At 35.5% G+C, this 21,703-nt stretch carries 22 protein-coding genes; 20 read left to right on the top strand and 2 right to left on the bottom strand.

Features of this window, described 5'->3' with window-relative positions:
* Positions 1-57: 57 nt before the first annotated feature.
* From EG358_RS04450 to EG358_RS04440, 3 genes are all read left to right on the top strand, one after another.
* A complete protein-coding gene (locus tag EG358_RS04450; protein WP_076557815.1) occupies positions 58-1,857 on the top strand; it encodes a DUF349 domain-containing protein in 1,800 nt (599 codons plus the stop codon).
* 61 nt (positions 1,858-1,918) lie between these two features.
* Positions 1,919-2,944: a bifunctional diaminohydroxyphosphoribosylaminopyrimidine deaminase/5-amino-6-(5-phosphoribosylamino)uracil reductase RibD gene (gene ribD, locus EG358_RS04445; protein ID WP_076557813.1), complete on the top strand. Its 1,026-nt coding sequence runs from the start codon at positions 1,919-1,921 to the stop codon at positions 2,942-2,944.
* Positions 2,945-2,955: 11 nt separating this feature from the next.
* A complete protein-coding gene (locus tag EG358_RS04440; RefSeq protein ID WP_076557812.1) occupies positions 2,956-3,564 on the top strand; it encodes an IMPACT family protein in 609 nt (202 codons plus the stop codon).
* Between the two features lies 1 nt (position 3,565).
* Here EG358_RS04440 and EG358_RS04435 read toward each other — a convergent pair whose 3' ends face one another.
* The gene (locus EG358_RS04435) at positions 3,566-4,687 is read right to left on the bottom strand and encodes a hypothetical protein (RefSeq protein WP_076557810.1); all 1,122 of its coding nucleotides are present in this window, start codon (positions 4,685-4,687) and stop codon (positions 3,566-3,568) included.
* A 102-nt stretch (positions 4,688-4,789) separates the two neighbouring features.
* Positions 4,790-5,479, bottom strand: coding sequence for a zinc metallopeptidase (locus EG358_RS04430; RefSeq protein WP_076557808.1), 690 nt, complete (start codon positions 5,477-5,479; stop codon positions 4,790-4,792).
* 105 nt (positions 5,480-5,584) lie between these two features.
* Here EG358_RS04430 and EG358_RS04425 point away from each other — a divergent pair, with 105 nt between their 5' ends.
* From EG358_RS04425 to EG358_RS04350, 17 genes are all read left to right on the top strand, one after another.
* On the top strand, positions 5,585-6,709 hold the full coding sequence (locus EG358_RS04425; protein WP_076557806.1) for a GTP cyclohydrolase: 1,125 nt from the start codon (positions 5,585-5,587) through the stop codon (positions 6,707-6,709).
* Between the two features lie 9 nt (positions 6,710-6,718).
* Complete coding sequence (locus EG358_RS19575; protein ID WP_164462477.1) at positions 6,719-6,895, top strand: hypothetical protein; 177 nt, start codon at positions 6,719-6,721, stop codon at positions 6,893-6,895.
* Positions 6,896-7,015: 120 nt separating this feature from the next.
* Positions 7,016-7,387, top strand: a complete 372-nt coding sequence (locus EG358_RS04420) for an NADH-quinone oxidoreductase subunit A (RefSeq protein ID WP_076557798.1) — start codon at positions 7,016-7,018, stop codon at positions 7,385-7,387.
* 103 nt (positions 7,388-7,490) lie between these two features.
* Entirely contained in the window at positions 7,491-8,051 is a 561-nt protein-coding gene (locus EG358_RS04415; RefSeq protein ID WP_074231131.1) for an NADH-quinone oxidoreductase subunit B, read from the top strand.
* 11 nt (positions 8,052-8,062) lie between these two features.
* The gene (locus tag EG358_RS04410) at positions 8,063-8,557 is read left to right on the top strand and encodes an NADH-quinone oxidoreductase subunit C (RefSeq protein ID WP_076557796.1); all 495 of its coding nucleotides are present in this window, start codon (positions 8,063-8,065) and stop codon (positions 8,555-8,557) included.
* 62 nt (positions 8,558-8,619) lie between these two features.
* The gene (locus EG358_RS04405; RefSeq protein ID WP_076557795.1) at positions 8,620-9,843 is read left to right on the top strand and encodes an NADH-quinone oxidoreductase subunit D; all 1,224 of its coding nucleotides are present in this window, start codon (positions 8,620-8,622) and stop codon (positions 9,841-9,843) included.
* Between the two features lie 126 nt (positions 9,844-9,969).
* Positions 9,970-10,479 (top strand): NADH-quinone oxidoreductase subunit NuoE family protein, encoded by a 510-nt coding sequence (locus tag EG358_RS04400; protein ID WP_076557793.1) that lies wholly within the window; start codon positions 9,970-9,972, stop codon positions 10,477-10,479.
* 101 nt (positions 10,480-10,580) lie between these two features.
* Entirely contained in the window at positions 10,581-11,936 is a 1,356-nt protein-coding gene (gene nuoF, locus EG358_RS04395; RefSeq protein WP_076557791.1) for an NADH-quinone oxidoreductase subunit NuoF, read from the top strand.
* Positions 11,937-11,950: 14 nt separating this feature from the next.
* Entirely contained in the window at positions 11,951-12,781 is an 831-nt protein-coding gene (locus EG358_RS04390) for a hypothetical protein (RefSeq protein WP_076557789.1), read from the top strand.
* Between the two features lie 42 nt (positions 12,782-12,823).
* The gene (locus EG358_RS04385; RefSeq protein ID WP_076557788.1) at positions 12,824-13,822 is read left to right on the top strand and encodes a 2Fe-2S iron-sulfur cluster-binding protein; all 999 of its coding nucleotides are present in this window, start codon (positions 12,824-12,826) and stop codon (positions 13,820-13,822) included.
* Positions 13,823-13,995: 173 nt separating this feature from the next.
* On the top strand, positions 13,996-15,060 hold the full coding sequence (gene nuoH, locus EG358_RS04380) for an NADH-quinone oxidoreductase subunit NuoH (protein ID WP_076557786.1): 1,065 nt from the start codon (positions 13,996-13,998) through the stop codon (positions 15,058-15,060).
* Positions 15,061-15,196: 136 nt separating this feature from the next.
* Complete coding sequence (locus tag EG358_RS04375; RefSeq protein WP_066680251.1) at positions 15,197-15,754, top strand: NuoI/complex I 23 kDa subunit family protein; 558 nt, start codon at positions 15,197-15,199, stop codon at positions 15,752-15,754.
* The gene (locus EG358_RS04370) at positions 15,754-16,251 is read left to right on the top strand and encodes an NADH-quinone oxidoreductase subunit J family protein (protein ID WP_076557784.1); all 498 of its coding nucleotides are present in this window, start codon (positions 15,754-15,756) and stop codon (positions 16,249-16,251) included. The genes EG358_RS04375 and EG358_RS04370 overlap by 1 nt, the downstream gene beginning before the upstream one ends.
* A 5-nt stretch (positions 16,252-16,256) precedes the next feature.
* Entirely contained in the window at positions 16,257-16,586 is a 330-nt protein-coding gene (nuoK, locus tag EG358_RS04365) for an NADH-quinone oxidoreductase subunit NuoK (protein WP_047482656.1), read from the top strand.
* Positions 16,587-16,588: 2 nt separating this feature from the next.
* Positions 16,589-18,502: an NADH-quinone oxidoreductase subunit L gene (gene nuoL, locus EG358_RS04360; RefSeq protein WP_076557782.1), complete on the top strand. Its 1,914-nt coding sequence runs from the start codon at positions 16,589-16,591 to the stop codon at positions 18,500-18,502.
* Complete coding sequence (locus tag EG358_RS04355; protein WP_076557780.1) at positions 18,502-19,995, top strand: complex I subunit 4 family protein; 1,494 nt, start codon at positions 18,502-18,504, stop codon at positions 19,993-19,995. The genes nuoL and EG358_RS04355 overlap by 1 nt, the downstream gene beginning before the upstream one ends.
* Before the next feature lie 132 nt (positions 19,996-20,127).
* Positions 20,128-21,513 carry an NADH-quinone oxidoreductase subunit N gene (locus EG358_RS04350; protein ID WP_076557778.1) on the top strand — a complete coding sequence of 462 codons (1,386 nt, stop codon included), beginning with the start codon at positions 20,128-20,130 and terminating at the stop codon, positions 21,511-21,513.
* Positions 21,514-21,703 lie beyond the last annotated feature (190 nt).

Here is a 21,703-nt window from a genome sequence, read left to right as displayed (position 1 = left end):
TTGGCTTATATTAGCTCGCTTTAAGAAATTAACGCCATTATTCATAAAAGATTTGCTATGACAACAGAAAATAATCTTTCTGAAAACGAAGAACAAAAACCTTCTACAGAACTTCAGGAAACAGTTGAAAACACTCAGAATGCTGAAGAAAACCATCACGATGAAGATCCTGATGCTTCTCAACACGATTCTCTTGCTGACCTGTCTCTTGCGGATACCCTGAAGGAAATGGAAAAAATCATCAATTCTAATAATGCAGGTGAACGATACCGAGAATTTAATGCATTAAAAGAAAAAGCAAATCATTCGATTCACGACGAGATTGAAGATAAAAAGCATGAATACACCGATGCCGGAAATGCAATCGAAAACTTCAGCTACGAACATCCTTCTCAATCTAAACTTTCCGGGTTGATTCATATTTTCAGAGAAAAACATGACAATTTCCAGAAAAATCAGGAAGAAGAACAGAAAAAAAATCTAGATCACCGCCAAAGTATTATAGAAAGACTTAAAAATCTTTATACTAATTCTGAGCCCGGAGTAAATCTTTTCAAATCAATCAGAGAGATCAAGGAAGAATGGTCAAATTCTGGTCAGGTTGCAAAATCTGAATTTAAAATTTTAAACAACAACTATTTCCATCATTTGAATCAGTTTTATCAGATGTTGGATCTAAATAAAGAATTTCTTGAGCAGGAATACAGCCACAACTTAGAAAAAAGACAGCACATTATTGCGAGAGCAAAAGAGCTGGAAAATGAGCCGGTTGTACAAAAAGCTTTAAACGAACTTCAATATCTTCACAAGCTTTGGAAAGAAGAAGCAGAACCGGTTTCTGAAGAATTCCGTGAAAAGACATGGGAAGAATTCAAAGAAATTTCAAATAAAATTCACGAGAGAAAGACTGAACTCTCTGCATCTATTGAAACAGAGCAGAATGCCAATCTTGAGAAGAAAAATGAGATCATTGCTGAAATCAAGAAACTTTCTGAGCCAAAAGACAATCCTAATCATACATATTGGCAAAACTCCATCAAAAGAGTTGAAGAATTACGTTCAGAGTTTTTGAAAACAGGCAGCGTTCCTAGAAAATTATCCAACAACAATTGGAATGATTTCAAATCTACCTTAAGAGGATTTAACACGACAAAAAATAATTATTATAAGTCTTTGAAAGGTTCTCAACAGCAGAATCTTGATGAGAAAATGAAGCTGATTCAGACTGCAAAAGACAATATGCTTTCTGAAGATTGGGATCTTGCTGTGGCATTATTCAAAAAACTTCAGGAAGACTGGAAGAAAATAGGTCACGTACCAAAAAGCATGACCAATAAAATCTGGGACGAATTTCGTGATGCATGCAATACATTCTTTAATAATTACAGAGAAAAAAGCAGCGCTTCTACCGATAACTGGAAAGAAAACTATAAGCTTAAAAAAGATATTCTTGAAGAGTTGAAAACCATCTCAAACGATGAAGGAAGCATCGAAAAAATAGAAGCAATTAAAACTTCTTGGAATAATATTGGAAAAGTCCCGAGAGATAAAATGGCGATTAACTCGGAGTTTAATAAAACTCTAAGAGAAAAACTTAAGCTTAACAAAATCAACGAGCTTGAATTAAAAGAAGAAGGTTTATCTGAAAACCAATTAACAGACAAAGCAAGAAAAATAAAGAACCAGATTTCAGATCTTGAAGCAGAAATAGTAAAACTTGAAAATAATCTTTCTTTCTTCAAAAATCCTTCGAAAGACAATCCACTTTTACGAGATACTTACAATACGATTGATGACAAAAAAGCTCATCTTGAGACTTTAAAGCAGAATCTTCACAGTATTATCGCTGGAGAATAATTAAAATTAAAGTAAAATATAGAGCGAAACAAAGAAATTTGTATTCGCTTTTTTTATCTAAATGCAAGAAGAATTTTACATCAAAAGATGCATTGAGCTCGCTCAAAAAGCCATCGGAAACACTTACCCAAATCCATTGGTGGGAAGTGTGATTGTTCACAACGATAAAATAATCGGTGAAGGTTATCATCATAAAGCAGGTGAAAATCATGCGGAGATCAACGCTGTAAATTCGGTTGCAGACAAAAGCCTGATTCCTGAATCTACTATTTATGTTTCTTTGGAACCTTGTGCACATTTCGGGAAAACGCCGCCTTGTGCTTTAAAAATTGTTGAACTGGGTTTTAAAAAAGTTGTTATCGGCGCGATGGACTCTCACGATAAAGTAAACGGAAAAGGCAAGAAAATAATCCAGGAGGCAGGAATTGAGGTTGTTTCCGGGGTTTTGGAAAAAGAATGCATTGAGCTGAATAAAAGATTTTTCACGTATCACGAAAGAAGAAGACCTTTTATCATCTTAAAATGGGCAGAATCTGGCGACCGTTTTATGGACAAAGATTTTAAACCTACCCAAATCAGCAATGCACTGACCAAACAGTTTGTACATCAATTAAGAAGCAACGAGCATTCTATTTTGATTGGAACGATGACTGCTTTAAGAGACAACCCGAGTCTCACCACAAGAGAAATTGTAGGCAGAAACCCTATCAGAATTCTGATTGATATTGATCTAAAAGTTCCGAAAGATTTTAATGTTTACAGCAATGAGGCTGAAACTTTGGTTTTCAATTCTGTAAAAGAAGGCGACGAGGGAAATATAAAATTCATCAAAACCTCAAGAGAAAATTTCATTGCAAATATGTTGAAAACATTACACGAACTTCAGATACAATCCATCATCGTGGAAGGCGGAAGTTTGGTGTTACAACAGTTTATTGATGCAGGTTTATGGGATGAAACGATTATTATTAAAAATAAAAATTTAGTCTTAGAAAACGGAACGAAAGCTCCAAGATTTAACAAAACGCCCATCGACACCCGGGATTTTCGAGACAACATTATTGAATTTTATAAGAATTCTCATTAAGAAGCCGACAAATGCTGCACGAATACAAAACCATAGAAAAACCTGTAGAAAATACCTTACTTAAAGAAAAAGGAAGCAAATTCATAGGTTTTGCTTTTCCGGTTAATAATGAAACTGAACTCAAAAGCGCTTTAGATAAAATAAGGACTGAACATCCGAAGGCAACTCATCATTGCTATGCTTTCAGAATGGGATTAAATGGTGAAAATTACCGTGCAAATGATGACGGAGAGCCGTCCGGAAGTGCAGGTTTACCAATTTACAATCAACTTTTAGCTCACGAAATCACCAATGTTTTAGTAATAAGCGTTCGGTATTATGGTGGGACAAAACTAGGCGTTTCAGGTTTGGTAAAAGCCTATAAAGAATCAGCGAAAATCACCTTAGAAGAAGCCAATATTATTACGAAAGAATTGGAAATTGAAATTGAAATTCAGTTTCAATTCAATCAGCAGAATATAATTTTCACCCTACTTTCAAAATTTGATGCCAAGATTTTGAATTTTGATTCGCAGCAAACTGCAATTATTTCAGCAAGAATAAAGACTAAACATAAAGATGACATTATTGATGCATTAAGTAACATTCAACATGTGATCTGTAAAATAATCGAACAATAATCTATAGCTCTATTATTTTTTGATTTTCAGAATCATACATTATTATTTTAACATTATTCTTTCCATATCTTTTCTTTATTTCATCACTTATTTTTAAATAAATTTCCATTTCAGGAATTGGCATTGATTTCATCTCTTTCATTGCCCAATTTTGAAGATTGATCGATTGTGAACCATTATAATTGATGATGTTTCCAAACTGAGGTTGCATTTTCTCTTTTGAAGAAACACAAATGTACATTTGCTTCCCTTTTCCGGAATATAAATTGAAAGAAAAATATTGATACCATCTTCCAAAAAAACTTAAAACCGGCATCAAAAACCATAAAATCAACCAATAGAAATGATTGAATAAAAAAGGTTTGATATTATTGATCTCAAAAGGTTTATGATAAGTAATAAGTAAAATGAAGATTATCGCCAGATTCCAGAACCAAACTATAGAATTGTATCCCAAACCAAAAGGTCCTAAAATCATTAATATACTTAGATGAATCAGAATTAAAAAATAGCTCACTCTTTTTTTATTTTTAGAAAAAATAAGCAATCCTCCAAGTAGTATTTCGCAAAAAGGAATGACAAGCCCGACGAAAAAAAGTTTATATTTTAAAACTGTTTCACGAGAAAATCCAATAAAATCTTCAAGAATTGTATTCATCCAGACAGAAGAAAGAAAACCTCGATTGAGTTTATGAAGTCCGCTAAAAAAATACATTGACACTAAAAGTAAGTGCATTAATACGATTGTATTTTTTGGCCTGTGAAAATTGATAATAAAAACCAGAAAAACAGATAAATACATATATTCCCAAGGTTGCCATCTTACCGTATCCAGCATACAGCTGAATAATTCTATCACGAAAAAAGAAATCAATAATCCTCGATTTTTTTTAGCAAATAAAATAATTAATAATAAAAGTAAAGAGATGACAAACAGGAGAGTATGAAAATAACTTGGAATATATTTAAAGAAATCGAAGGCAGGAATCACCGGATAGAAACGATCTGCAATCCAGGCTTTATAGCTCCAAACCTTCGTAACAAACCAAAATAACGCAATAATTCTCATTAAAACATTTGCTTGCTGACCCGCCGATTCAATCTTCCAGTTTGTATTTTTCATAACAATCAAAAATATCAAAATTGAATGACTTTGTATTAAAAAAGAAAACATCCCAGAAATTATCTGAGATGCTATGTATAAGTTTTGAATTTAAAGACTAATCTAATCTCGTCGACCTCCCATTAAGAGAGAAGCAAAGTATATAAGTTGTGCTAAAGAACCAAGTGCTGCCACCAAATAAGTTCGTGCAGCCCACGTAAGGCTGTCTTTTACGCCAACAAATTCTTCAGAAGTTACCGTTCCTGTATCTTTTAACCACTTCATTGCTCTGTTACTTGCGTCATATTCTACCGGAAGTGTCACAAAAGCAAACAATGTAGTAAGTGCAAACATAATTACTCCGATCAATAATACCAATTTGCTACCACTCATTGCCATAACAATAATACCTCCCATCAATACAAACTGCATTAAGTTTGAGCTTATGCTCACCACAGGAACCAGTTTTGATCTCAGTTGTAACATAGAATATCCTACAGCATGTTGTACTGCATGGCCACATTCGTGAGCTGCAACAGCTGCAGCAGCTGCGTTTCTCTGCATATAAACTGCCTCAGAAAGATTCACTGTTTTATCTGCAGGATTATAATGGTCGGTTAACTGTCCTGGAACCGAAATTACCTGAACATCATGTATATTGTTATCTCTCAGCATTTTTTCGGCAACCTCTTTACCAGACATTCCGTTTCTGAGATGTACATTTGAATAATATTCGAACTTAGATTTTAATCTTGAGGAAACCAGCCAGCTTACCAGCATCGAAATTCCTATGATAAGATAATAACCTGTCATTTTATTTTAAATTTAATATAGAATAATTCTAGTAACTGATGTAAAAATTGTGCCAAAGTTTTAGGTTTTATTAATTATATTTGTGGTTGAATTTACCTGAAAACTATGTCGAAAGTTTCCATTATTGAAGTAAAAACTCCCGAAGATTTAAAGCAATTTGTAAAATTCCCCATGAATTTATACAAAAACAACCCATATTACGTGCCTTCATTTATAAAAGATGAAATTAATGTATGGAATCCTCAGGAAAATCCTGCGTTGCAATATTCTGAAGCAAAGCAGTTTTTGGCATGGAAAGACAGTAAAATAGTCGGCAGAATTGCAGTAATCATCAATCGTAAAGAAGAAAAAGAACTTAGTATAAAAAAGGTCCGTTTCGGCTGGATTGATTTTATTGATGATACAGAAGTTTCTAAAGCATTAATTGACACAGCTATTAATTATGCTAAAGAACATCAGATCGACAATATCGAGGGACCAATGGGTTTTACCAATCTCGACAAAGCAGGAATGCTTACGTTCGGATTTGAGAAAATCGCTACAATGATTGGAATTTACAATCACGAATATTACTCAAAACACATTGAAAACCTTGGGCTTGTAAAAGAAAAAGAATGGGTAGAGTTTGAAATGAACTTTCCTAAAATACTTCCTCCAAAAGTAGAAAAATTCAGTTCACTGATTGCTGAAAAATATAATTTAAGAGTTTTAGATTTTAAAAGCAAAGAGGAGATTTTACCTTACGTAAAACCAATGTTTAAGCTGCTTGACGAGACTTACAAACATCTTTCTACCTATACTCCTATTTCTGAAGAACAAATCAAGACATACAAAGAAAAATTCTTCCCGATGATTGCTAAAAACTACGTAATCTGCGTAGTTGATGAGCATGATGAGTTGGTTTCTTTTGCAGTTACGATGCCTTCTTATTCCAAAGCTTTACAAAAATCAAAAGGAAAACTTTTTCCTTTCGGATGGTGGCATTTTTTGCAGGCTCAGAAAAAAAACGACCGCGCCAATTTTTATCTGATCGGAATTCATCCCGAATATCAAAGACGTGGTGTAACGGCTATTATTTTCAAAGAAATCTTCGTACGATTCAACAATATGGGGATCGATTTTGCGGAAACCAATCCTGAATTGGAAGAAAACAAAAGTGTGCAGGTTCTTTGGCAGGATTACAATCCTGTAAATCATAAAAGAAGAAGAACGTATTCTTTAAAATTCTAATATGATAATATGAAGCCACACCTTATCATTTTCGCTATTCTTATTGCAGGTTTCGCTGTGTATAATATCTTCTTTGCTTTAGCTGACGACAGAATGAATACGCTTGTAAATATTGTTTATGCAAGTATACTTTTTGGCTATATTTCATTTATGGCGCTTACTGTCCTTAAAAAAATAAAGAAATAACACTATTTTTATTGATTCTAAATTATCGGTTTTCTCTATTTTCATCAGACTTTTAAGTTGATTAATTTCATGCTTTATTGTTTATTGCCTAAATTTGCAACTTGAGATAATAATGTAAAAATGAATTTACCTGAAAGTTATATTCCGATCCTTATACAAGCTGGTGTTGCAATAGGTTTTGTAGCCATTTCTTTGCTTGGAGCTCATTTCCTGGGACCAAAGCAGAAAAAAGGAAATTCTGTGAAAAATCAAAGTTGGGAATGCGGTGTGCCTGTTGAAGGAAACGCAAGAACACCATTTTCGATCAAGTATTTCTTAACTGCAATATTGTTTGTATTATTCGATATCGAAATCGTATTTTTTTATCCGTACGCTGTAAACTTCAGAGAATTTGGTCTTGAAGGGTTCTTTGCAGTGCTGACATTCGTTGCCATCTTCTTCCTTGCATTTTTCTATGTTTGGAAACGTGGTGCGCTAGACTGGGATAAATAAATTCAATTATAATTTTAAATAAGAAGTTTAGATCACGTCAATTAAATCAAAGTTAACATTAGCAACGATTTAGAATCTAAATTAAAATCTTAAAATCAACAAAATGTCAGATCAAAAACCAATTATAAGAACAGATGCACCGGCTCCGGAAGGATTTGAAGGAGAAGGATTTTTTGCAACGAAACTGAGTAGTGTCATCGGTATGGCTAGAAAGTTTTCACTTTGGCCTTTACCTTTTGCTACTTCTTGTTGCGGTATCGAGTTCATGGCTACTCTTAACCCAACGTATGATGCATCCAGATTTGGTATGGAAAGAAACTCTTTCTCACCAAGACAGGCAGATATGTTGATGGTTTGTGGAACTATTTCAAAAAAATTAGGTCCTGTTCTAAAAGAAGTATACACCCAAATGGCAGAACCGAAATGGGTGGTTGCTGTTGGAGCTTGTGCTTCAAGTGGAGGTATTTTTGATACGTACTCAGTTTTGCAGGGAATCGATAAAATCATTCCGGTAGACGTTTACGTTCCTGGTTGCCCTCCAAGACCAGAGCAGATTATTGAAGGTGTAATGCAGGTTCAGGCTTTAGCAGAAAGCGAAAGCATCAGAAGAAGAGATATGCCGGAATACCAAGCATTGCTTGATTCTTATAATATTAGCAATTAATTGATACGGAAATGACGAACGAATTTGTATTAGAAGCGATAACGAGAGAGTTTCCGGAATCTGTAATTTCAAGCTCAGAGCCTTATGGAATGCTGACTATTGAGATTAAAAAAGAGGACATCAAAAAAGTAATTCATTATCTTAAAGATTCATCATTGGAAATTAATTTCCTTACTGATGTTTGTGGAATCCATTACCCAGAATTCCCGGATAAGGAAATCGGCGTTATCTATCATTTACAAAATATGATGACGAATTTCAGAATCCGTATAAAAGCTTTCATGTCGAGAGAAAATATTGAAGTAGATTCTTTGACAGAACTTTATGCTGGAGCCAACTGGATGGAAAGAGAAACTTTTGATTTCTACGGTATTAAATTTAAAGGACATCCTGATTTAAGGCCAATCCTGAACATGGAAGATCTTGGTTATCACCCAATGCTGAAAGAATACCGTTTGGAAGATGGTACCAGAACAGATAAGAACGACAGCATGTTTGGTAGATAGTATAGCTTATGGCGAATGGCATTTAGCCAATAGCCAGAAGCAAATAGCTAAAAGCAATTATTATGAAAGACAACTCATTATCTAATATACTTAACCAGCACAACAGTAACGAACAAATCGACGGGCAATTATACACCCTGAATTTGGGACCTACTCACCCTGCAACGCACGGAATCTTCCAAAACGTTCTTACAATGGACGGTGAAAGAATTCTGCATGCAGAGCAAACCGTTGGTTATATCCACAGAGCTTTTGAAAAGATTTCTGAGAGAAGAAATTATGCTCAAATTACTACGCTTACTGACCGTATGAACTATTGTTCTGCTCCTATCAACAATATAGGATGGCACATGACAGTAGAAAAACTGATTGGTGTAAAAGTTCCTAAACGTGTAGATTATATGCGTGTAATCTTAATGGAATTGGCAAGAATTGGTGATCACTTGATTTGTAACGGGGTAACCGGTATGGATGCAGGTGCAATTACAGGTCTTACCTATATGTTCATCGAAAGAGAGCGTATTTACGATATGTACGAGCAGATTTGTGGAGCAAGAATGACAACCAATATGGGAAGAATTGGAGGTTTTGAAAGAGATTTCACTCCAAAATTCCATGAGTTGCTGAAAGATTTCTTAAAAACTTTCCCTGCTAGATTCCAGGAATTCTGTAATCTGTTGGAGAGAAACAGAATATTTATGGACAGAACGATTGGTGCAGGAGCAATTTCAGCAGAAAGAGCTTTAAGCTATGGTTTTACAGGTCCGAATTTACGTGCAACAGGTGTAGATTATGATTTAAGAGTTGCAGAGCCTTATTCTTCTTATGAAGATTTCGATTTTATCATTCCTGTGGGAACTTCAGGTGATACGTATGACCGTTTCATGGTTCGTCAGCAGGAGGTTTGGGAATCTCTTAAAATTATCAACCAAGCTTATGACAATTTGCCGGAAGGACCTTTCCATGCAGATGTTCCAGAATTCTATCTTCCTGAAAAAGCTGATGTTTACAAAAAAATGGAAGCATTGATTTACCATTTCAAAATTGTAATGGGCGAAACAGATGTTCCTAAAGGAGAAGTTTATCACGCTGTAGAAGGCGGAAACGGTGAATTAGGTTTCTATTTGGTAAGTGATGGCGGAAGAAGCCCTTACAGACTTCACTTCAGAAGACCATGTTTTATCTACTACCAAGCATATCCTGAGATGATCACAGGTTCTGTAATTTCAGATGCCATCGTTACGATGTGTAGTATGAATGTAATTGCGGGAGAATTAGACGCATAATATATTAGACAAAAAGATAAAAGAAGAAAGACGAAAGACTTTCTTCAAATTAAATAAAATTGAATTTAGAATACGAATCAAAAAGTCTTTTTTCTTGGTTCTTTGTTCTTTAATCTACATAATAAAATGAGCGAAACAATAGCTTTTAAACCGGAAAGTTTAGAACAGGTACATAAAATTATCGCAAGATATCCTGAAGGAAGACAAAAGTCTGCCCTTCTTCCTGTTTTACATTTAGCGCAGAAAGAATTTGGAGGATGGTTAGACGTTCCTGTGATGGATTATGTTGCTGAATTATTGAGTATTAAACCAATTGAAGTATACGAAGTAGCTACTTTTTATACGATGTTTAATATGAAACCGGTGGGTAAATATGTTTTGGAAGTTTGTAGAACCGGACCTTGTATGGTTCGTGGAAGCGAAAAAATTCTGGATCATATCAGAACAAAATTAAATATAAAAGACGGGCAGACTACCGAAGATGGTATGTTTACTCTAAAACCTGCTGAATGTCTTGGAGCTTGCGGATACGCACCAATGCTGCAGTTAGGAAAATTTTATCACGAAAATTTAACGATAGAAAAAGTAGACGAAATCCTTGAGCTTTGCAGAGAAGGACAAGTTGCTTTAGACTAATATAATTTTAGATTCTACATTTTAGATTTTAAATTATTCACTTAACGTTTAATAATAATTAATGCAAAAAGCCAAAAGCTAATTGCAATAAGCAAATAAAAATGAGTAAAAAACTTTTACTTAAAGACGCACACGTAGAAGGAATACGTTACTTCGAAACTTATCGCAAACAAGGAGGTTACGGAGCAGCAGAAAAAGCCTTTAAAATGACTCCCGAAGAAATTCTTGAAGAAGTAAAGGTTTCAGGTCTTCGTGGTCGTGGTGGTGCAGGTTTCCCGACGGGAATGAAGTGGAGCTTTCTGGCAAAACCGGAAGGTGTACCAAGACACTTGGTAGTGAATGCAGATGAATCTGAACCGGGAACTTTCAAAGACAGATATCTGATGGAATTTCTTCCTCATCTTTTGATTGAGGGAATGTTGATTTCATCTTTCGTTTTAGGTTCAAACGTTTCTTATATCTACATCCGTGGAGAATATTCTTGGATTCCGGATATTTTGGAAGAAGCGATTGAAGAAGCTAAAGCTGCAGGATTTTTAGGTAAAAACATCTTAGGATCAGGTTTCGATTGTGAAATTTATGTTCAAAGAGGTGGCGGAGCTTATATCTGTGGCGAAGAAACTGCTTTACTTGAATCTCTTGAAGGAAAAAGAGGAAACCCAAGATTAAAACCGCCTTTCCCTGCTGTAAAAGGACTTTGGGAAAGACCAACGGTTGTAAATAACGTTGAATCTATCGCAGCAATCGTTCCGATTATCGATATTACCGGTGCAGAATATGCTAAAATTGGTGTTGGAAGATCAACTGGTACAAAATTAATTTCTGCTTGTGGGAACATCAATAAGCCAGGAGTTTATGAAATCGATATGACCATCACGGTTGAAGAATTTATTTATTCTGATGAATATTGTGGTGGGATCCCAAATGGTAAAAAGCTGAAAGCTTGTATTCCTGGAGGAAGTTCGGTTCCTATTGTGCCGGCAAATTTATTATTGAAAACGGTAAACGGTGAACCAAGATATATGAATTATGAATCTCTTGCTGACGGTGGTTTTGCTACCGGAACAATGATGGGTTCAGGAGGATTTATTGTTTTGGATGAAGATCAGTGCGTCGTAGAACATACCATGACTTTGGCGAGATTTTATAATCACGAAAGTTGCGGACAATGTACTCCTTGTCGTGAAGGAACGGGATGGATGTACAAAATTTTGAAAAAAATTGAGAAAGGAGAAGGAAAAATGGAAGACATCGATTTGCTTTGGGATATCCAGAGAAAAATTGAAGGAAATACCATTTGTCCGCTTGGAGATGCGGCAGCTTGGCCTGTTGCTGCGGCTATTCGTCATTTCAGAGATGAATTCGAATGGCATATCAAAAACCCTGAATTGTGTTTAACACAAAATTATGGGTTGGCTAATTATGCAGATCCTATTCCGGCTGCAGCCACTAATTAATAGCAATTGAAACGTTGAAAAAGATAATTGCTGTAGGCCTATTGTTGTCGAATTTTGTTTTTGGACAGGTTACTACAGAAAAAAAGGAAGTTAATCCCTTCAAAAAAGGATCTGTAATGGTATTCTGGGGTTGGAATAATGCAAAATATTCAAAATCAGATATTCATTTTAAAGGAGATGGTTATGATTTTCAATTAGATAATGTAGTTGCTCATGACCGACAGACCAAATTTGAATGGGGAACCTATTTTAATCCTGGAAACATAACAATTCCGCAGGTTAATTATAGAATTACTTACTTCCCGAAAGATAATTTTGGTATCACATTAGGAATGGATCACATGAAATATGTGATGGATCAAAACCAGACTGTAGATTTTAAAGGATATATCAACGATCCCGAATACGCAGGAATGGTAAATAATGGTAAAGTAGATCTTAGTGGAAACGATTTTTTAACGTTTGAACACACCGATGGTCTTAATTATATCAATATTGGAGCTCAGAAATATCATAATGTTTTAGACAAAAAAAATATTGATATTTTCTTGAGTTACGGAGCTGGGATTGGAGCATTACTGCCGAAATCTAATGTTCAGCTGATGGGAAATGAAAGAAGTGACAGATTCCATCTTGCAGGTTTTGGTTTGGATGCAAGAGCTGCGGTAAGCGTGGTAGCAATAAGACATATTGTTCTTCAGGCAGAAGGAAAATTCGGGTATATTAATATGCCGGATATTAAAACAACACTGAACAATAAACCAGACAAAGCTTCACAGGATTTTGTATATGCACAGTTCAATTTCGGAATTGGATATACATTTAATACAAAAAAGTATAATTAAAATATAGCTTAACGCCTAAAAGCATAAGCGAAAGCATAGAATATGAGCGAAGAGGTTAAAAAATTCAAAATAACGATAGACGGACAGACTGCTGAAGTGTTGCCTGGTACTTCCATTTTGGAAGCAGCAAGACAGATCGGCGGAAAATCTGTTCCTCCTGCAATGTGCTATTACAGCAAGCTTGAAACCAGTGGAGGAAGATGCAGAACTTGCTTAGTTGAAGTTTCTAAAGGATCGGAAGCAGATCCTCGTCCTATGCCAAAATTAGTAGCGAGCTGCAGAACCAATGTGATGGACGGAATGGAAGTGAAAAATCTTTCTTCTGAAAAAGCTCAGGAAGGTAGAAAAGCAGTTACCGAATTCTTGTTGGTGAATCACCCTTTAGATTGCCCGGTTTGTGATCAGGCTGGAGAATGTCATCTTCAGGATCTAGGTTACGAGCACGGAAATCTTGAAACCAGAACTGAATTTGAAAGAAATACGTACGAAGCAGACGACTTAGGTCCACATATTAAGTTGAATATGAACCGTTGTATCTTGTGTGCACGATGCGTTTTGGCGGCCAATCAATTGACAGGTGAACGTGAGCACGGAATCCTTTTCAGAGGAGATCATGCTGAAATTTCTACATATTTAAATAAAGCTTTAGATAATGATTTCATCGGAAACGTAATCGACGTTTGTCCGGTTGGAGCATTAACAGATAGAACAGCTCGTTTTACAAGCAGAGTTTGGTTTACAAAGCCAATGAACGCTACTTGTAAGTGTGATAAATGTTCTGGAAAAGCAACGGTATATCTAAAAGGTGACGAAGTTGTAAGAGTTACCGCAAGAAAAGATCAGTGGGGAGAAGTTGAAGAATTCATCTGTGATACTTGTCGTTTCGAAAGAAAAAATCTTAGCGATTGGAACATTGAAGGACCAAGACATATCGACAGACATTCGGTTATTTCATTAAACCATTACGAGAAGCCTAAAGACGAATTGAGAGTTTTAGACAATCCAATGGCTAAAGAAATCAGCGAAAAAGACGAAAAATAATAAATCGCTGGATGTCGGAAGTTTGATGATGGATGTTTTTCAGCTTTGAAAATATTATCATTAAATGAACTTCTGCTATTTAGAACAAAAACTGATTAAACGATGATGAGTTGTGCGGCGAATTGCTAAACATCCAGCTTCCAGCTCCCATCTTCAAACATTTAAATAATAAAATGGATTTAATTACATTTAAATTAATACTTGTACTTGCACTTTTCCTGCTTTCCTTAACGATTGCAGCCTACTCTACCTGGGCAGAAAGAAAAGTTGCAGCCATTATGCAGGACAGAATCGGGCCCAACAGATCAGGACCTTTCGGTTTACTGCAGCCTCTTGCCGATGGTGGTAAATTTTTCTTTAAAGAAGACTTTACTCCGGCCAATGCAGAAAAGTTTCTTTTCGTATTGGGACCTGCGTTGGTGATGTTTATTTCATTAATTACCGGTGCGGTTATTCCTTGGGGGAAAACGCTGAACTTAGGTGGAGTTTCTTATGACCTTCAAGTTGCTAACATTGATGTTGGTGTACTTTTCATCATCGGAATGGCTTCTATTGGTGTTTACGGAATTATGATCGGAGGTTGGGCTTCCAACAACAAGTATTCATTATTAGGTGCAATTCGTGCTTCTTCACAGATGATTTCTTACGAATTGGCGATGGGTCTTGCATTACTTTCTATCATCATGATGACAGGAAGTTTAGATCTAAAAGTAATTACTGAAAATCAAACTGAAGGAAAACTTTGGGGAATTATCCCTATCGGTTCCGGCATGAACTGGAATATTTTCTACCAACCATTGGCATTCTTAATTTTCTTTGTGGCAGCTTTGGCAGAAACCAACCGTCACCCTTTCGATTTACCAGAATGTGAATCTGAATTGGTAACAGGGTATACTACCGAATATTCATCAATGAAGTTAGGTTTATACATGTTTGGAGAATATGTGAATATGTTTATTTCTAATGCTTTCATGGTAGTACTTTTCTTCGGAGGGTACAACTATCCGGGAATTGAATGGGTAACTCAGAATTGGGGTGAAAATACAGCAGGTATTTTGAGTATCGTAGCATTTTTATCTAAAACCATAATCGGAATTTTGATCTTTATGTGGATCAGATGGACGTTGCCAAGATTCAGATACGATCAATTGATGCACTTAGGATGGAAAACTTTAATTCCATTGGCATTGGTCAACTTAATGATTACAGGAGCTGTGATTTTAGCTTTTGGAAATTAAGAAAGAATTTGAAAATTTGATAATGAGATAATTTTAAAAATTAACATTATCATTTTAAAATAAAATAGTAAATAATTAAGATAACAGACAAGATTAGTCTAAAATCTAATGTCTAACATCTAATATCTATAATTAAATGAAACTTACAAACAGATCAAAAGTTGTTTCAAATAAAGAGATGACCTTTTCTGAGAAAATCTACTTACCTGCGATTTTCAAAGGAATGGGGATTACTTTTAAGCATGCTGTGAGAACCGTTGTAAAACGTGCTCCCAATGTTTATTCTTATCCGGAAGTACAAAAGCCTAGAGCTGATATCTGGAGAGGCCAACATGTTTTGAAAAGAGATGAAGAAGGCAGAGAAAGATGTACAGCTTGTGGATTGTGTGCTGTGGCATGCCCTGCAGAAGCAATCACAATGACTGCTGCTGAAAGAACCAGAGAAGAAAAAGATCTTTACAGAGAAGAAAAATATGCATCGGTATATGAAATCAATATGTTAAGATGTATTTTCTGCGGTATGTGTGAAGAAGCTTGTCCGAAATCTGCAATTTATCTTACAGACAGATTGGTTGATGTAGAAACCAACAGAGGATCTTTCATTTACGGTAAAGATAAATTAGTTGAAAAAATAAATGAAAGGATTGATATCACAGAAAGACAATCCGAGAAACAAAAAAATGCGGTAAAATAATGGATCAGTTTTTATTTTTCTTGGTGGCGTTTTTAGCAGTGGCAAGTGCAGTTTACTTTGTATTTGCAAAAAATCCTTTATATGCTATTTTGTCATTAATTGTTACAATGTTTTCGATCGCGGGTATGTATATTCTTCTGAATGCACAGTTCCTTGCAATTATCCAGATCATCGTTTACGCAGGTGCTATCATGGTACTTTTCCTTTATATCTTAATGATGCTTAATCTTAATAAGCAAGACGAAAGTAAGAAGAACAATACTTTAAAGTTTGTTGGAGTTTTTACGGCTGGTCTTCTTTTGATTGGTGTTTTAGGAGTTTTCAGAGGAGTACAGGAAAGTCATGTAGTAGTTGAGAACGTAGATAAAGGCGTAGGTCTTACGAAGAATCTGGGAAGACTTTTATTCAATGAATATGTTTTACCGTTTGAGCTTGCTTCGATCCTGATTTTGGCAGGTATTGTAGGTGCGGTACTAATCGGTAAAAAAGATTTATAAAAATTATGGGAGAAGTAAATACATTTATGCAAAGCATCCCTCTGGAATATTTCATTACTCTTTGTTCAGTATTATTCTGTCTTGGGGTTTTGGGAGTATTGCTCAGAAAAAATGCGATTGTAATTTTAGGTTGTGTAGAGCTTATGCTTAATTCTGTAAACCTTTTATTGGCTGCATTTGCGGCATACAACGGGAACAGCGACGGACAGCTTTTGGTATTCTTCATCATGGTAGTTGCAGCAGCTGAAGTAGCGGTTGGTTTGGCGATTATTGCGATGTTATATAGAAACACCCGTTCTGTAGATGTAGGTATATTTAATAAATTAAAAGGATAAGAATGGAGAATTTAATATATGCAATAGTACTTTTACCACTTATAGGCTTTCTTATCAACGGACTTTTCGGGAAAAATCTTCCTAAGATTGTAGTCGGAAGTTTGGCAACAGCTGCAGTTTTTGCATCTTTTTGTATTGCGGTAAGCTTATTTTTAAATTTTGACTCTGAAAGTCCGGCGGTTGTTGTAAAAGCATTCGAATGGTTCAGAGTAAACGGAGTTCAGATCAATTTCGGTTTCCAGATTGATCAGCTGTCATTAATGATGGTGATGATCATTACAGGGATCGGATCTTTAATTCACCTCTACTCTATCGGATACATGAGTCACGACAAAGGTTTCTATAAGTTTTTTACTTATTTAAATCTTTTTATCTTCTCGATGTTACTTTTGGTAATGGGAAGCAACTATATGATCTTATTCATCGGTTGGGAAGGTGTAGGTCTTTGTTCATATCTATTGATCGGATTCTGGTACACCAACGAAGAATATGGTAAAGCAGCAAGAAAGGCTTTCATTATGAACAGAATTGGTGACCTTGGTTTATTGATCGGCATTTTCATGATTGCGTCTCAGACCAACTCTGTAGATTATATTTCAGTGGCACAAAATGCTTCTAAATTTGAATTAGACGGAACAATTATCATCTTTATCACAGCCAGTTTATTTATCGGTGCTGTTGGTAAATCTGCTCAGGTTCCTTTATATACTTGGTTACCGGATGCGATGGCAGGTCCAACTCCTGTTTCAGCATTAATTCACGCAGCAACCATGGTTACTGCAGGTATCTATTTGGTGGTAAGATCAAACTTCTTATTCACTTTAGCTCCAACCGTTCAGGGCGGAATTTTATTAATCGGATTCTTAACTGCAGCATTAGCTGGCTTCTATGCACTGCGTCAGAACGACATCAAAAAAGTATTAGCATATTCTACAGTTTCACAGCTTGGTTTTATGTTTATCGCTTTAGGTTTAGGAGCTTATTCCACAGCAATGTTCCACGTAATGACACACGCTTTCTTCAAAGCATTGTTATTCTTGGGAGCGGGTTCTGTAATTCACGCAATGAGCAACGAGCAGGATATGCGTTTTATGGGAGGTTTAAAAAAATACATTCCAATTACACACATTACATTCCTTATCGGAACATTGGCGATTTCAGGTTTCCCTTTACTTTCAGGGATGATTTCTAAAGACGAAATTTTGGTTGCAGCATTTGCTAAAAACCCTATTTACTGGGTAATGTTATTCATTTTAGCAGCAACAACCGCAGCATATATGTTCAGACTGTATTATTTGACATTCCACGGAGAGTTCAGAGGTACACAAGAACAAAAACACCATTTACATGAAAGCCCAATGAACATGACGTTACCGTTAATCGTTCTAGCAATTCTTTCAGTAATCGGAGGTTTTATTAATTTACCACACTTTATCGGTCACGGTCATTATGCTAAATTAATGGAATGGCTGAAGCCGGTACTGACACCGGAAAGCTTTAAGCAAATGGAAATGACTCTTTCGGGAGTTGATTTCAATACAGAAATGATTCTTTTGGGAGCAACAATCTTAATGTTCTTTACTGTTTGGTTCATTGTGAAAAACATGTATGTGAATAAGAAGAAAATGGCTCTTGCCGAAGAAGAATATACAGGCTGGGAAAAACTTTCTGCTAAAAAGTTATATGTTGATGAGCTTTACAATGCATTAATTGTAAAAACTTTTGAAGGACTTGGACGTGGCGGAAAAATGTTTGACAAAGGCGTTTTAGACCGTGTTGTAGACTATATAGGTGAAGGTGCTGAAGACAGCGGAAAATCTATGAAGCGTATACAAAACGGAAATGTTGAGAACTATGTTCTTATCATGACTTTGGCTGTGGGAATTATACTGATTGTTAACTTTATATTACAATAATGTCTTATTTACTATTAACATTATTACTTTTACCTCTTGTAGGTTCGGGATTAGCTTTTGCATGGAAGAACGCTTCCAGCAAATATTTGGCGCTGGGAATTGCTTTGATTCAGATGTTGCTTACATTTTACATCCTTTCGGATTTCAATTTTGAACCGACGGTTGACAGTGTTTTGCAACACGAGATCAAATATCCTTGGTCGCAGTTTATAAAAAGTAATCTTCACTTCGGAATCGATGGGATGAGTTTGCTTCTTTTATTGCTGACCAATATTCTTTCGCCTCTAATTATTTTATCATCATTTAACGAAAACGTAAGCTACAAAAACTCGTTTTATGGATTGATCTTGCTGATGCAGTTTGGTCTTGTAGGAGTATTTACAGCTTTAGACGGTTTGTTATTCTATATTTTCTGGGAAGTAACGCTTATTCCAATCTGGTTTATTGCGGCTCTTTGGGGACAGGAAAACAAAAGAATGGAATTCACGACAAAATTCTTCGTGTATACATTCGTAGGATCTCTGTTTATGTTGGCGGGTTTAATCTATGTTGGAATTCACTCGGCATCGTTTGATGTTACAGATTTGTATAATGCAGATTTGGGTGAAACGCAGCAGATTGTGGTATTCTGGTTTATTTTCTTTGCATTTGCAGTGAAACTTCCGGTTTTCCCTTTCCATACTTGGCAACCCGATACATATACTTATTCTCCAACTCAGGGATCAATGCTTTTATCAGGTATTATGCTGAAAATGGCGATCTACGGAGTAATCAGATATTTATTACCCATTACACCAACTGCAATTTTCGGAATTTCAGGACAAATTGTAATTATCCTGGCAATTATCGGAATTGTTCACGGTGCTTTAATAGCAATTATCCAAACGGATATGAAGAGAATCATTGCATACTCTTCTTTCTCACACGTTGGATTGATGGTTGCAGGTATTTTCTCTTCAGCAGTGCTTACTTTGAGAGGAACTTTAACGATTGAAGGAGCTGAAGGAGCTTTAGTTCAGACTTTCGCTCACGGTATCAACGTTGTAGGATTGTTCTATTGTGCAGATGTATTATATAAAAGATTCAAAACAAGAGACATTAGACAAATGGGAGGTTTGGCAAAAGTAGCGCCTAAGTTTGCAGTACTATTCTTATTGATTATCTTAGGTTCAATGGGAGTTCCGTTGACAAATGGTTTCATTGGTGAATTTATCCTTATTAAATCTATCTTTGATTTTAATGTATTGGCTTCAATCATCGCTGGTTTAACGATCATTCTTTGTGCGGTTTATCTATTAAGATTTTACGGTAAAGCAATGTTTGGTGAAGGTAATGCAGCAGTTTTGAGCACGGCAAAAGATTTATCGGCAGTAGAATTTTCAGTATTGGCAAGTATTGCGGTGTTTGTAATTCTATTAGGAATTTTCCCTCAGCCGATTATCGATATGGTGGGAAGTTCATTAGAGTTTGTGTATTCATCGATGATCAATTAAGATTTAAATAAAAAATTAAAAGAATTAAGAGATAGGAAGTAAAAAGGTAAAAGTAGAAAGAGCCAAGTAATAAAACCTGGAACCTTAAACTTTAAACTTGGAATTTCAAATCTCAAATCTCAAATATAAATTATGAGTGTTTTAATTATTGTTTTCCTGACAGCAGTTGCTGCATTATTCTCGGGAGTTTTTGAAAAGGGAAAATTCGCAAGATACATTGGGATTTTTGGGTTGATCGTTGCATTATATGTAAGCTTTTTACCTGAAGCTTCTTTCTTCGAAAAGTACAGATTAATGTATGAGTACGGACAGAATACAGCTTTGTTTACAAAAATTTCTATTGTAACGACTTTGCTTTTATTCTTCCTGGGAGGTTTTGCATTCAGCAATCACAGAAACCATCAGTCAGAACTGTATGCATTGATGCTTTTTGCATTGTGTGGAGGTTTTGTATTGTTCGGATACCAGAATTTGGTGACTTTGTTCTTAGGAGTTGAGATTTTGTCTATTCCGTTGTACGTAATGGCGGGAGCAAACAAAACTGATCTTAGATCAAACGAAGCTTCTTTGAAATATTTCCTGATGGGAGCATTTGCAACAGGTTTCTTATTATTAGGAATAGCCTTTATCTACGGAAGCACAGGAACATTTGATTTATACAGAATTCACGATTTCAGCACGGTAAATCCAACCAACGGAATGTTTATTCTTGGAGTTGTATTGATGCTTTGTGCAATGGCATTTAAAGTAGCTTTAGCACCATTCCACATGTGGAGCCCGGATGTTTACCAAGGTTCTCCTTCATTGATCACCGCTTTCATGGCGAGTGTGGTAAAAATCTCAGGATTTTATGCATTATTTAGATTAATGACGATTGGATTCTCTGGTGTTACTCACGAATGGATCAATATTTTAGGCGTATTTTTAATTATTACTTTACTATTGGCAAACGTGATGGGTCTTGCTCAGACCAATGCTAAAAGAATGTTGGCGTACTCATCAGTTTCGCATGCAGGATATATCGGTTTGGTATTCTTCGGAATGAATGCTCTTTCAACGTATACATTGGCGTTTTATTTATTCGCTTATTCATTGTCTACAGTTGGAGTATTTATGTGCTTGATTTGGGTTGAAAAGCTAAAAAGAGAGACTTCTTACGGAGCATTTAAAGGATTGGCTAAATCTGAACCATTATTAGCAACCGTTGCAACGATCTCTTTATTGTCAATGGCAGGAATTCCTTTAACGGCAGGTTTTATGGGTAAATTCTCATTATTTGCACAAGCTTTAAGCAAAGACAACAATACCTTCCTTGTAATTGTAGCAGTTTTAGGTTCGGCAATTTCAATTGCTTATTATTTAAGATTAATTATCGCAATGTTCTTCTTTAAAGAAACAACTTTCAAAACTTCAGAAAGAGTTACAGTAACTTACAATATTGTCGCAGTATTTATTATTGCATCAATCATTGCATTGGGTGTTTTCCCTGATTTATTTGCAAAACAGTTCGGATTGTAATCTGAATCAAACATATTTTAAAATTTAAACCTTTCAGTTTTTGGAAGGTTTTTTTATAGGAAAAGCTACTCGATATGAGCAGCTTTTTGTCATTTTGACACAGTACTTTTTTAGTCTACCGCTGTACAGTCGCTGTACCCTTTCTGTACCCTAACTACTTTTTTCGTTTACGCTATTTTAGATTCTTCGG

Origin of the sequence: Chryseobacterium indoltheticum (assembly GCF_003815915.1) — a bacterium.
GTDB classification, from domain to species: domain Bacteria; phylum Bacteroidota; class Bacteroidia; order Flavobacteriales; family Weeksellaceae; genus Chryseobacterium; species Chryseobacterium indoltheticum.
Note: the sequence above shows the minus strand (reverse complement) of the source record. Positions and strands in the feature narration are given on the sequence as shown.